We start from the raw sequence: 13,256 nt of genomic DNA on the forward strand, positions 1-13,256 counted from the left end.
GAGCGCGCTATTCGCTATCATTTTTGACATGTCCCCAATAAATTCCACATTTATTTAGTAGGACAATAAAAGAGAATCTGACCCCAATTAATATGCTTGCAACGCATGTTGCAATGCACTAATCTCCAACTCCCTGCGAAAAACATGAGGAGTGCGCCATGACCACGACGGCCGCCGAGATCGAGCATCTGCAACAACACGGTTTGTATTCATCCGGTAACGAACACGACGCCTGCGGGCTCGGCTTCGTCGCCCACATCAAGGGGGTGAAGCGCCACGACATCGTGACGCAGGCCCTCAAGATCCTTGAGAACATCGATCACCGTGGCGCCGTGGGTGCCGACCCGCTGATGGGCGACGGTGCGGGCATCCTGATCCAGATCCCTGACGCGCTCTACCGTGAAGAGATGGCCAAGCTGGGTGTCACGCTGCCCGCCGCCGGCGAATATGGCGTGGGCATGATCTTCCTGCCCAAGGAACACGCCTCCCGCTTGGCCTGCGAGCAGGAGATGGAGCGCGCGATCAAGGCCGAAGGCCAGGTGCTGCTGGGCTGGCGCGATGTGCCGGTCAACCTCGACATGCCCATGTCGCCCACCGTGCGCAAGAAGGAGCCCATCCTGCGCCAGGTCTTCATCGGCCGCGGCAACGACGTGATCGTTCAGGACGCGCTGGAGCGCAAGCTGTACGTGATCCGCAAGACGGCCAGCGCCGCCATCCAGAACCTCAAGCTCAAGCACAGCAAGGAATACTACGTTCCCAGCATGTCCAGCCGCACCGTGGTCTACAAGGGCCTGCTGCTGGCCGACCAGGTGGGCGTGTACTACAAGGACCTGTCCGACGAGCGCTGCGTCTCGGCCATCGGCCTGGTGCACCAGCGTTTCTCCACCAACACCTTCCCCGAGTGGCCGCTGGCCCACCCGTACCGCTACGTGGCGCACAACGGTGAAATCAACACCGTCAAGGGCAACTACAACTGGATGAAGGCGCGCGAAGGCGTGATGGCCTCGCCCGTGCTGGCCGCCGACCTGCAAAAGCTCTACCCCATCAGCTTTGCCGACCAGTCCGACACCGCCACGTTCGACAACTGCCTCGAACTGCTGACCATGGCCGGCTACCCCATCAGCCAGGCCGTGATGATGATGATCCCCGAGCCGTGGGAGCAGCACACCACCATGGACGAGCGCCGCCGCGCCTTCTATGAATACCACGCCGCCATGCTCGAGCCCTGGGACGGCCCCGCCTCCATCGTGTTCACCGATGGTCGCCAGATCGGCGCCACGCTGGACCGCAACGGCCTGCGCCCCTCGCGCTACTGCATCACCGATGACGACCTGGTCATCATGGGCTCGGAATCCGGCGTGCTGCCCATCCCCGAGAACAAGATCGTGCGCAAGTGGCGCCTGCAGCCCGGCAAGATGTTCCTGATCGACCTGGAACAGGGCCGCATGATCGACGACGATGAGCTGAAAGCCAACGTCGTCAACACCAAGCCCTACAAGCAGTGGATCGAAAACCTGCGCATCAAGCTCGACAGCGTCGGCACCGACACCGCGTCCACTCCCGACGCCGCGCCCCTGCCGCTGCTCGACCGCCAGCAGGCCTTCGGCTACACCCAGGAAGACATCAAGTTCCTGATGGCCCCCATGGCCAAGAACGGGGAAGAAGGCATCGGCTCCATGGGCAACGACAGCCCGCTGGCCGTGCTCTCGGGCAAGAACAAGCCGCTGTACAACTACTTCAAGCAGTTGTTCGCGCAGGTGACCAACCCGCCCATCGACCCGATCCGCGAAGCCATCGTGATGTCGCTGGTGTCCTTCATCGGACCCAAGCCCAACCTGCTGGACATCAACCAGGTCAACCCGCCGATGCGTCTGGAAGTGAGCCAGCCCGTGCTGGACTTCGCCGACATGGCCAAGCTGCGCAACATCGAAAAGTACACGCAGGGCAAGTTCAAGAGCGCCACCATCGACATCACCTACCCGCTGAGCTGGGGCCGTGAAGGCGTGGAGGCCAAGCTCGCGTCGCTGTGCGCACAGGCTGTGGACGCCATCAAGGGCGGCGCCAACATCCTCATCGTCAGCGACCGCGCCGTGAGCGCCACCCAGGTGGCCATCCCCGCGCTGCTGGCCCTGTCGGCCATCCACCAGCATCTGGTGGGCGCAGGCCTGCGCACCACGGCTGGCCTGGTGGTCGAGACCGGTACCGCGCGTGAAGTGCACCACTTCGCCGTGCTGGGCGGCTACGGCGCAGAGGCCGTGCACCCCTACCTCGCCATGGAAACCCTGGCCGAGATGCATAAGGACATGCCTGGCGACCTGTCGCCGGACAAGGCCATCTACAACTACGTCAAGGCCATCGGCAAGGGCCTGTCCAAGATCATGTCCAAGATGGGCGTGAGCACCTACATGTCCTACTGCGGCGCGCAGCTGTTCGAGGCCATTGGCCTGAACACCGACACCGTGGGCAAGTACTTCACCGGCACCGCCAGCCGAGTGGAGGGCATCGGCGTGTTCGAGATCGCCGAAGAAGCCATCCGCATGCACAAGGCCGCCTTCAGCGACGACCCCGTGCTCGAAACCATGCTGGACGCCGGCGGCGAGTACGCCTGGCGCACCCGTGGCGAAGACCACATGTGGACGCCCGACGCAATCGCCAAGCTGCAGCACAGCACGCGCGCCAACAACTGGAACACGTACAAGGAGTACGCCCAGATCATCAACGACCAGAGCAAGCGCCACCTCACGCTGCGCGGCCTGTTCGAGTTCAAGATCGACCCGTCCAAGGCCATCTCCATCGACGAGGTCGAGCCTGCCAAGGAGATCGTCAAGCGCTTTGCCACCGGCGCCATGTCGCTGGGCTCCATCTCCACCGAGGCACACGCCACGCTGGCCGTGGCCATGAACCGCATCGGCGGCAAGAGCAACACCGGCGAAGGCGGTGAAGACGCTGCGCGCTACCGCAACGAACTCAAGGGCATCCCGATCAAGCAGGGCGATACCTTGAAGAGCGTGATCGGAGCCGCCAACGTCGAGGTCGACCTGCCCCTGCAGGACGGCGACTCGCTGCGTTCGAAGATCAAGCAGGTCGCGTCGGGCCGCTTCGGCGTCACGGCCGAATACCTGTCGTCGGCCGACCAGATCCAGATCAAGATGGCCCAGGGCGCCAAGCCTGGTGAAGGCGGCCAGCTGCCGGGCGGCAAGGTGTCCAACTACATCGGCAAGCTGCGCCACAGCGTGCCGGGCGTGGGGTTGATCTCGCCCCCGCCGCACCACGACATCTACTCCATCGAAGACCTGGCCCAGCTGATCCACGACCTGAAGAACGTGGCGCCACACGCCACGATCAGCACCAAGCTGGTGTCCGAAGTGGGCGTGGGCACCATCGCCGCGGGCGTCACCAAGTGCAAGAGCGACCACCTCGTGATCGCCGGCCATGACGGCGGCACGGGCGCATCGCCCTGGTCGTCCATCAAGCACGCGGGCGGTCCGTGGGAAATCGGCCTGGCCGAAACCCAGCAGACCCTGGTGCTCAACCGCCTGCGCGGCCGTGTGCGCGTGCAGGCCGACGGCCAGATGAAGACCGGCCGCGACGTCGCCATCGGCGCGCTGCTGGGCGCGGACGAGTTCGGCTTCGCCACCGCGCCGCTGGTGGTCGAGGGCTGCATCATGATGCGCAAGTGCCACCTGAACACCTGCCCCGTGGGCGTGGCCACGCAGGACCCCGAGCTGCGCAAGAAGTTCTCGGGCAAGCCCGAGCACGTGGTCAACTACTTCTTCTTCATCGCCGAAGAAGTGCGCCAGATCATGGCCCAGCTGGGCATCAAGAAGTTCGACGACCTGATCGGCCGCTCTGACCTGCTCGACACGCGCTCCGGCATTGCCCACTGGAAGGCGCGCGGCCTGGACTTCGGCCGCCTGTTCGCCCAGCCCAATGTGCCCGCCGATGTGCCGCGCTACCACGTGGACGTGCAGGACCACAACATCACCAACACCCTGGACCGCAAGCTCATTGAGCGCAGCAAGCCTGCCATCGACAAGGGCGAGCGCGTGCAGTTCATCGAGGTGGCCCGCAACGTCAACCGCTCCGTGGGCGCCATGCTCTCCGGCGCTGTGACGCGCGTGCACCCCGAAGGCCTGCCGGACGACACCATCCGCATCCAGCTGGAAGGCACGGGCGGGCAGTCGTTCGGTGCGTTCCTCACGCGCGGCATCACGCTGTACCTGATCGGTGACGCCAACGACTACACGGGCAAGGGCCTGTCGGGCGGCCGCGTCATCGTGCGCCCCAGCATCGACTTCCGCGGTGAATCCGTGCGCAACACCATCGTGGGCAACACGGTGATGTACGGCGCCACCACGGGCGAGGCCTTCTTCAGTGGCGTGGCCGGCGAACGCTTTGCCGTGCGCCTGTCGGGTGCCACTGCGGTGGTCGAAGGCACGGGTGACCATGGCTGCGAATACATGACCGGCGGCACCGTGGTGGTGCTCGGCAAGACCGGCCGCAACTTCGCGGCGGGCATGAGCGGCGGCGTGGCCTACGTCTACGACGAAGACGGCCAGTTCGACACGCGCTGCAACATGTCCATGGTGACGCTGGAGCGCATCCTGCCGGCGTCCGAGCAAGAAGCGACCATGCCGCGCGCCATCTGGCACGGTGGCCAGAGCGACGAAGCGCAGCTCAAGAAGCTGCTGGAAGACCACAACCGCTGGACCGGCAGCAAGCGCGCCCGCGAGCTGCTGGACAACTGGGCCGCGTCGCGCGGCAAGTTCGTCAAGGTCTTCCCGACCGAGTACAAGCGCGCACTGGCTGAGATTTATGAACGAAAAGTGTTGGAAGAGCCCGCTACCCCTGCGGTAGCAGCTCCTGAAAAGGTAGCTGTGCCCGCCAAGTAAGGCGAGCCGCAACCGACACGTACACCGTTCATAGACACAAGATTCAAGGACACCGTCATGGGAAAGACCACCGGCTTCATGGAATTCGAGCGCATCGAAGAGGGCTACAAGCCCGTCGGCGAGCGCCTGAAGCACTACAAGGAATTCGTCATCGGCCTCGATGACTCGCAGGCCAAGATCCAGGGTGCACGCTGCATGGACTGCGGCACGCCGTTCTGTAACAGCGGCTGCCCTGTCAACAACATCATTCCGGACTTCAACGACCTGGTGTACCAGCAGGACTGGAAGAGCGCGATCGCGGTGCTGCACAGCACCAACAACTTCCCCGAGTTCACCGGCCGCATCTGCCCCGCGCCCTGCGAGGCCGCCTGCGTGCTGAACGTGAACGACGACGCCGTGGGCATCAAGTCCATCGAACACGCGATCATCGACCGTGCCTGGGAAGAAGGCTGGGTGCTGCCGCGCCCCGCCAAGCACCAGACCGGCAAGAAGGTCGCCGTGGTGGGCTCCGGCCCTGCCGGTATGGCAGCAGCACAGCAGCTGGCACGCGCCGGCCACAGCGTCACGCTGTTCGAGAAGAACGACCGCATCGGCGGTCTGCTGCGCTACGGCATCCCCGACTTCAAGATGGAGAAGTCGCACATCGACCGCCGCGCCAAGCAGATGGAAGCCGAAGGCGTGACCATCCGCACCAGCGTGTTCATCGGTGCTGCCAAGGACGGCCTGGGCAAGGATTCCAAGGTCACCAACTGGGCCAAGGAAACCATCACGCCCGAGCAGCTGCAAAAAGACTTCGACGCCGTGGTGCTGACCGGTGGCGCCGAGCAATCGCGTGATCTGCCCGTGCCTGGCCGCGACCTGGACGGCATCCACTTCGCGATGGAGTTCCTGCCCCAGCAGAACAAGGTCAACGCGGGCGACAAGCTCAAGGGCCAGCTGCGCGCTGACGGCAAGCACGTCATCGTGATCGGTGGCGGCGACACCGGCAGCGACTGCGTGGGCACCAGCAACCGCCACGGCGCCGTCAGCGTCACGCAGTTCGAACTGATGCCCCAGCCACCCGCCGAAGAAAACCGCCCCATGACCTGGCCCTACTGGCCAATCAAGCTGCGCACCAGCTCCAGCCACGACGAAGGCTGCGAGCGCGAGTTCGCCATCTCCACCAAGGAGTTCATCGGCGAAAAGGGCAAGGTCACGGGTCTGAAGACCGTGCGCGTGGAGTGGAAGGACGGCAAGATGGTCGAGGTGGCGGGCTCCGAGACGGTGCTCAAGGCCGACCTGGTGCTGCTGGCCATGGGCTTTGTGAGCCCGGTGGCTGCCGTGCTCGAAGCCTTTGGCGTGGACAAGGACGCCCGCGGCAACGCACGCGCCACCACCGAGTTTGACGGCGGCTATGTCACCAACGTGCCCAAGGTGTTCGCCGCTGGCGACATCCGCCGCGGCCAGTCGCTGGTGGTGTGGGCGATCCGCGAAGGCCGCCAGGCGGCCCGGGCTGTGGACGAGTTCCTGATGGGTTATTCGGACCTGCCCCGCTGAGCGGTCCACCGCTCAAAGCCTGCTTTGCACAGGCCTCCGTCCCATAAAAAACGGCGCCATCTGGCGCCGTTTTTTATGGTGCGGCCGCAAAAGCGATTGGTGCCAGCTGGAGCCAGTCAGTCACTTGGTGAGCCGGTCAGCAAGAACCTCGGTTGGCAGAGGCAAAGAAAGGCTGAACGATCCTCGACCGCCTGGGTGTCGTCCCGACCTGGACGCCCTGAATCACAAGCCAGCGCAGAGTCCCCGTTGCTCCCGTACCACCCGACCTGACCATCCAGCCCGCATTTTCTGCCGCGCAAGCCTTGCCTCCACCCGGTTTGGCCTTTCTTGGCACAATCGGGGGCTGTGTCGGTAGGGGGTGAGTACCTAGGAGCCAAGGTTCGCCGCCTGCATCCCGGAGACCCCATTTGCAAACATACATGAATGTATGTTTAAGTCTTCGGCTACCATCGCAGCACTCGCTTCCCCCTGTTTCCTGGTTCCGGCCAGCCTTGGATCGCTGAGATCCGTCCCTTTTTTGCATGCCCGAGTCCCCCTTCCTCGCTGAGTTGCGCAACGTCACGTTTTCATACGGTGACCGCACGATCCTGCGCGACGTGACGCTGTCCGTGCCGCGCGGCAAGGTCACGGCCCTGATGGGCGCCTCCGGCGGCGGCAAGACGACAGTGCTGCGCCTGATCGGTGGGCAGCAGAAGGCACAGAGCGGCCAGGTGCTGTTCGACGGGCAGGACGTGGGCGGCCTCGACGCGGCCGGCCTGTATGCCGCGCGCCGGCGCATGGGCATGCTGTTCCAGTTCGGGGCCTTGTTCACCGATCTGTCGGTGTTCGAGAACGTGGCGTTCCCCCTGCGCGAGCACACCGACCTGGCCGAAACACTGATCCGTGACGTGGTGCTGATGAAGCTGCACGCCGTGGGTCTGCGCGGCGCGCGCGACCTCATGCCCAGCCAGATATCGGGCGGCATGGCACGGCGCGTGGCGCTGGCGCGTGCCATTGCGCTGGACCCCGAGCTCGTCATGTACGACGAGCCGTTTGCCGGGCTGGACCCCATCTCGTTGGGCACCGCCGCGCAGCTCATCCGCCAGCTCAACGACGCCATGGGCCTGACCAGCATCATCGTCTCGCACGACCTGGAAGAAACCTTCCGCCTGGCCGACCACGTGATCATCCTGGGCGCCGGCGTGGTGGCGGCGCAGGGCACGCCCGATGAAGTGCGTGCCAGTACCGACCCGCTGGTGCACCAGTTCGTGAACGCGCTGCCCACAGGGCCTGTGCCTTTCCACTACGCGGGGCCCTCTGCCGAAGAAGACTTCGGCCCGCTCGGAGGCAAGGTGCTATGAGTTGGTACAAGCCGTCCGACGTGGGTTTTGCCGTGCGCCAGAAGCTGGCCGACATCGGCATGGCAGCGCGCCTGTTCGTGCGGCTGCTGCAGCTGGGCGGCGCCGCCTTCATGCGGCCTGCGCTGGTGCGCGACCAGATCCACTTCCTGGGCAACTATTCGCTGGCCATCATTTCGGTGTCCGGCCTGTTCGTGGGCTTTGTGCTGGGCCTGCAGGGCTACTACACGCTGCAGCGCTACGGCTCGTCCGAGGCGCTGGGCCTGCTGGTGGCGCTGTCGCTGGTGCGCGAGCTGGGCCCGGTGGTCACGGCCTTGCTCTTTGCAGGACGGGCGGGCACATCGCTCACGGCCGAGATCGGGCTGATGCGCGCGGGCGAGCAGCTCAGCGCGATGGAAATGATGGCGGTCGACCCGGTGCGCCGCATCCTGGCGCCGCGCTTTTGGGCCGGCGTGATCACCATGCCCCTGCTGGCGGCGGTGTTCAGCGCCGTGGGCGTGATCGGCGGCTGGATCGTGGGTGTGGTCATGATCGGGGTGGACCATGGCGCGTTCTGGAGCCAGATGCAGGGCGGCGTGGATGTGTGGCGCGACGTGGGCAATGGCGTGATCAAGAGCGTGGTGTTCGGCGTCACGGTCACCTTCGTGGCGTTGCTGCAGGGCTTTGCGGCCAAGCCCACGCCCGAGGGTGTGGCGCGCGCCACCACCCGCACCGTGGTGATGGCGTCCCTGGCCGTACTGGCGCTGGACTTCATCCTCACTGCCCTGATGTTCAGTATCTGAGGCCGGCGCAGCAGCTGGCAAAGAGGAATCAAACAATGCAACCATCCAAAAACGACCTCTGGGTAGGGCTCTTCGTCATGCTCGGCACCGTGGCGCTGGTGTTTCTGGCGCTGCAGGCGGCCAATCTGCTGAGCCTGAACTTTCAGTCCGGCTACCGCATCACCGCGCGCTTTGACAACATCGGCGGCCTCAAGCCCCAGGCCGCGGTGCGCGGCGCCGGCGTGGTGGTCGGGCGCGTGGAGTCCATCACGTTCGACGACAAGACCTACCAGGCCCGCGTGACGCTGGCGATGGAAAACCGCTACGCTTTCCCCAAGGACAGCTCGCTCAAGATCCTCACCAGCGGCCTGCTGGGCGAGCAGTACATCGGCATCCAGGCCGGTGCCGACGAAAAGAATCTCGTGGCCGGCGACATGGTCACTTCCACGCAGTCCGCCGTGGTGCTCGAGAACCTGATCGGACAATTCCTCTACAACAAGGCCGAAGACGGCAGCAACAGCAAGCCCGCAGGGGCAGGTGACAAGAAATGACGACGATGACCAAGCTTTCCCAACCTACCGCCCGCGCCGCCGCGTGGCTGGCCTTCCTGCTGGGCGCAGTGCTGCTCACCGGCTGCGCCACCGTGGCCAACCCCGACCCGCGCGATCCGTTCGAGTCGTACAACCGCAGCATGACCAACTTCAACGAGCAGGTCGATTCGCTGGTGCTCAGGCCGGTCGCGATTGCCTACAAGGACGTCACGCCAGCGCCGGTGCGCACCGGGGTGAGCAACTTCTTCGCCAACATCGGCGATGTGTGGTCGTTCGTGAACAACGTGCTGCAGCTGCGCGGCGAGGCGGCCGCATCCACCTTCATGCGGGTCAATGTGAACACCCTCATGGGCCTGGGCGGCGTGCTCGATATCGCCAGCGAACTGGGCATCGACCGCTACAAGCAGGACTTCGGCCTGACGCTCGGTTACTGGGGCGTGGACACGGGGCCGTACCTGGTGCTGCCCATCCTGGGCCCATCGACCGTGCGCGACACGCTGGCGCTGCCGGTGGACATGAAGGGCAACGTGGTCAGCTATGTGGACCCCGTGTCGGCCCGCAACTCGCTGTACGCGCTGCGTGCGGTGGACGTGCGCGCCAACCTGCTGCGCGCGGGCTCGGTGCTCGACAGCGCCGCGCTGGACAAGTACAGCTTCACGCGTGACGTGTTCCTGCAGGTGCGCAGCCAGCAGCTGGTGAGCACGGCAGTGAACGGTGACGACAAGGAAGACCGCAACGGCAACGACGGCGTGCTGCCTCAGGAGCCTCCGCGCTGATTGCGCGCCGCGCTGTGGCGTCAGTCGCCGCGGCGCGTTGGTTGCACTTGCTTGCAACCCGCAACCCGGGCGACGCACAGGGCCATCGCGCTCCGCACACAATGAAATGAATGCAGGGCGCCACCGGCGCCCGCAGCCTTCGACTAGAAAGTAGACACATCATGATGAACCGACGCACCCTGGGCCAAGCCGCCTTGTGCCTGACCGCTGTGGCCGCACTGGGCCTGCCCTTCGCTGCGCTGGCGGCGGACGAAGCGCCCGACGCGCTGATCAAGCGCCTGTCGGCCGACGTGCTGACCACCGTAAAGTCCGACAAGGCCATCCAGGGCGGCGACCTCTCCAAGATCATCGCGCTGGTCGACAAGACCGTGATGCCCAACGTGAACTTCCGCCGCATGACCGCCGCTGCCGTGGGCCCCGGCTGGCGCCAGGCCACGCCCGAGCAGCAAAAGCGCCTGCAGGACGAGTTCAAGATCCTGCTGGTGCGCACCTATGCCGGCGCGCTGGCCCAGGTGAACGATCAGACCATCCAGGTCAAGCCCCTGCGGGCCGCGCCCGAGGACAAGGACGTGCTGGTGCGCACCGAGATCGTCGGCCGTGGCGACCCCATCCAGCTCGACTATCGCCTGGAAAAGACCCCTGGCGACGGCGCTGGCTGGAAGATCTACAACCTGAATGTGCTGGGCGTGTGGCTGGTGGAAACCTACCGCGGCCAGTTCGCGCAAGAGATCAATGCCAAGGGTGTCGACGGCCTCATCGAGACCTTGGTGGCTCGCAACAAGAGCAACGCAAGTAAATAAGTGATGCTCCCCCTGAGCCGCTTCGCGTCATCCACCTCTCTCGCTGCGCTGCGCGCTGCGGGAGGGGGACGCACCCGGTGGCCTGGCAGAGCCAGTTCCACGGGTGCACTGGCTGGGCCGCGCCGGTTGCAACGGTCAGGGGTTGCGTTTGAAGTCTGGGGAGTTTGAGATGCTCGTCCTGCCTGCCGAACTCACCCACCGCCAGGCCACGGCCTGCCTGCACATGCTGTTGCAGGGCCTGAAGGTGCACCGCGAGCCGGGGGTGGTGGTCGATGCGAATGCGCTCACCGTGTTCGACACGTCGGCGCTCGCCGTGCTGCTCGAGTGCCGGCGCGAGGCGCTGGCCATGCGCAAGACGTTCTCCGTGCAGGGCCTGCCCACCGCGCTGCGGGGCATGGCGGGCCTGTACGGCGTGGGCACCTTGCTCACTCCGGCGTCCTGATCCTGCGGTGTCGCCATGCCGCGTCGCGCAGCCGTGGCGTCTCTGGTGCGGCCCCACGCGGGCGCAGTTCGGGGCTAGGCCGTAAAATCAGGGGCTCCATGCCCGCAGTCTCATTCCAAGCCGTCTCCAAGACCTTCTCCACGCCCAAGGGCCCTTTCCAGGCGCTGAACAACGTCAGCCTGGATATCCAGGAGGGCGAGTTCTTCGGCCTTCTGGGCCCCAACGGCGCAGGCAAGACCACCCTCATCAGCATCCTGGCGGGCCTGGCCCGCGCCAGTCAAGGGAGGGTGCTGGTGCAGGGCAGCGATGTGCAGGCCGACTATGCCGACGCGCGCCGCAAGCTCGGCATCGTGCCGCAGGAGCTGGTGTTCGACCCGTTCTTCAACGTGCGCGAATCGCTGCGCATCCAGTCGGGCTACTTCGGCGTGAAGAACAACGACGCCTGGATCGACGAGCTGCTCGAGAACCTGGGCCTCACCGACAAGGCTAACTCCAACCTGCGCCAGCTCTCGGGCGGCATGAAGCGCCGCGTGCTGGTGGCGCAGGCGCTGGTGCACAAGCCGCCGATCATCGTGCTGGACGAGCCCACCGCCGGTGTGGACGTCGAGCTGCGCCAGACGCTCTGGCACTTCGTGGCGCGCCTGAACAAGGAAGGCCACACCGTGCTGCTGACCACGCACTACCTCGAAGAAGCCGAGGCGCTGTGCGGGCGCATCGCGATGCTCAAGACCGGCCAGATCGTGGCGCTCAACCGCACCAGCGAGCTGCTGCAGGCGGCCTCGGGCAGCGTGCTGCAGTTCAAGACCGACGCTGTGCTGCCGCCATCGCTGGCCACTGTGGCGCGTGTCACGGGCCGCATTGTGCAACTGCCCGCACACGACGCCGCCGAGATCGAAAGCCACCTGGCCGCGCTGCGCGTGGCGGGCGTGGATGTGAACGACATGGAGATCCGCAGGCCTGACCTGGAGGACGTGTTTTTGCAGGTCATGTCCGGCACATCCGCATCGAATATTTCCCTGGACAAGATCGCGATATGACCGGCTGGCAGACCCTGTTCTACAAAGAGGTGCTTCGTTTCTGGAAGGTCAGCTTCCAGACCGTGGCCGCCCCGGTGCTCACCGCCGTGCTGTACCTGCTGATCTTCGGCCATGTGCTGGAAGACCACGTCAAGGTCTACGACCGCATCAGCTACACCGCGTTTCTGGTGCCCGGCCTCGTGATGATGAGCGTGCTGCAGAACGCGTTTGCCAACAGCTCGTCCAGCATCATCCAGAGCAAGATCATGGGCAGCCTGGTGTTCGTGCTGCTCACGCCGCTGTCGCACTGGGCGTGGTTCTGTGCCTATGTGGGCTCGTCCATCGTGCGCGGTCTGGCGGTGGGGCTGGGGGTGTTCATCGTCACGCTGGCGTTTGCGCGGCCTGAGTTTGCCGCGCCGCTGTGGATCCTGGCGTTCGCCTTTCTGGGTGCGGCGCTGCTGGCCACGCTGGGGCTGCTGGCGGGCCTGTGGGCCGACAAGTTCGACCAGATGGCTGCGTTCCAGAACTTCATCATCGTGCCCATGACGTTCCTGTCGGGCGTGTTCTATTCCATCCAGTCGCTGCCACCCTTCTGGCAGACGGTGAGCCACCTGAATCCGTTCTTCTACATGATCGACGGCTTTCGCTACGGCTTCTTCGGCCAGAGCGACACCTCGCCCTGGCTGAGCCTGAGCATCGTGGGCGTGGCCTGGCTGCTGGTGAGCGCGCTGGCGGTGCACCTGCTGCGCACCGGCTACAAAATCAGAAACTAGCTGCACCTCCCTGAGTCGCTTCGCGCCTGCGCTGGCATGGTTCAGCGGCGTGAGCGCTACCCCCAGCAACGGACCCATGACATGACCGCAGAAGAACTCCAGAACATCATCACCGCCGGCCTGGCCTGCGAACACATCACGCTCGAAGGCGATGGCCGCCACTGGTACGCGACCATCGTCTCGGCCGAGTTCGAAGGCAAGCGCTCCATCCAGCGCCACCAGCGGGTGTACGCCACGCTGGGCGCCAAAATGCAGACCGACGAGGTGCACGCGCTGTCGATGAAGACCTTCACGCCCACCGAGTGGGCAGCGCAGCCGAAATAATCTCGGTAGCTATGATTTTTATAGCTGCTACCGCTTGCTTAGAGCGCG

At 65.0% G+C, this 13,256-nt stretch carries 11 protein-coding genes; all 11 read left to right on the plus strand.

The window, feature by feature from the left end:
* The first annotated feature begins 158 nt into the window (after window positions 1-158).
* The 11 genes from ASF16_RS24230 to ASF16_RS24280 all read left to right on the plus strand — a co-directional run bounded on the left by ASF16_RS24230 (window position 159) and on the right by ASF16_RS24280 (window position 13,208).
* Entirely contained in the window at window positions 159-4,892 is a 4,734-nt protein-coding gene (locus tag ASF16_RS24230; RefSeq protein ID WP_056173445.1) for a glutamate synthase-related protein, read from the plus strand.
* A 57-nt stretch (window positions 4,893-4,949) separates the two neighbouring features.
* Entirely contained in the window at window positions 4,950-6,428 is a 1,479-nt protein-coding gene (locus tag ASF16_RS24235) for a glutamate synthase subunit beta (protein ID WP_056173448.1), read from the plus strand.
* 521 nt (window positions 6,429-6,949) lie between these two features.
* A complete protein-coding gene (locus tag ASF16_RS24240; protein WP_056173451.1) occupies window positions 6,950-7,768 on the plus strand; it encodes an ABC transporter ATP-binding protein in 819 nt (272 codons plus the stop codon).
* Complete coding sequence (gene mlaE, locus ASF16_RS24245; RefSeq protein WP_056173454.1) at window positions 7,765-8,547, plus strand: lipid asymmetry maintenance ABC transporter permease subunit MlaE; 783 nt, start codon at window positions 7,765-7,767, stop codon at window positions 8,545-8,547. The genes ASF16_RS24240 and mlaE overlap by 4 nt, the downstream gene beginning before the upstream one ends.
* Before the next feature lie 35 nt (window positions 8,548-8,582).
* Window positions 8,583-9,077: an outer membrane lipid asymmetry maintenance protein MlaD gene (gene mlaD / locus ASF16_RS24250; protein ID WP_056173457.1), complete on the plus strand. Its 495-nt coding sequence runs from the start codon at window positions 8,583-8,585 to the stop codon at window positions 9,075-9,077.
* Between the two features lie 5 nt (window positions 9,078-9,082).
* Window positions 9,083-9,853: a VacJ family lipoprotein gene (locus tag ASF16_RS24255; protein WP_369817192.1), complete on the plus strand. Its 771-nt coding sequence runs from the start codon at window positions 9,083-9,085 to the stop codon at window positions 9,851-9,853.
* Between the two features lie 161 nt (window positions 9,854-10,014).
* Window positions 10,015-10,653, plus strand: a complete 639-nt coding sequence (locus ASF16_RS24260) for a phospholipid-binding protein MlaC (RefSeq protein ID WP_056173461.1) — start codon at window positions 10,015-10,017, stop codon at window positions 10,651-10,653.
* A gap of 169 nt (window positions 10,654-10,822) precedes the next feature.
* Window positions 10,823-11,095 carry an STAS domain-containing protein gene (locus ASF16_RS24265; protein WP_056173465.1) on the plus strand — a complete coding sequence of 91 codons (273 nt, stop codon included), beginning with the start codon at window positions 10,823-10,825 and terminating at the stop codon, window positions 11,093-11,095.
* A 98-nt stretch (window positions 11,096-11,193) separates the two neighbouring features.
* Complete coding sequence (locus tag ASF16_RS24270; RefSeq protein ID WP_056173468.1) at window positions 11,194-12,132, plus strand: ABC transporter ATP-binding protein; 939 nt, start codon at window positions 11,194-11,196, stop codon at window positions 12,130-12,132.
* A complete protein-coding gene (locus tag ASF16_RS24275; RefSeq protein WP_056173471.1) occupies window positions 12,129-12,884 on the plus strand; it encodes an ABC transporter permease in 756 nt (251 codons plus the stop codon). The genes ASF16_RS24270 and ASF16_RS24275 overlap by 4 nt, the downstream gene beginning before the upstream one ends.
* An 81-nt stretch (window positions 12,885-12,965) precedes the next feature.
* Entirely contained in the window at window positions 12,966-13,208 is a 243-nt protein-coding gene (locus ASF16_RS24280) for a BolA family protein (protein WP_056173475.1), read from the plus strand.
* Window positions 13,209-13,256 lie beyond the last annotated feature (48 nt).

It is taken from the genome of Acidovorax sp. Leaf78 (assembly GCF_001422735.1).
Taxonomy (GTDB): domain Bacteria; phylum Pseudomonadota; class Gammaproteobacteria; order Burkholderiales; family Burkholderiaceae_C; genus Acidovorax.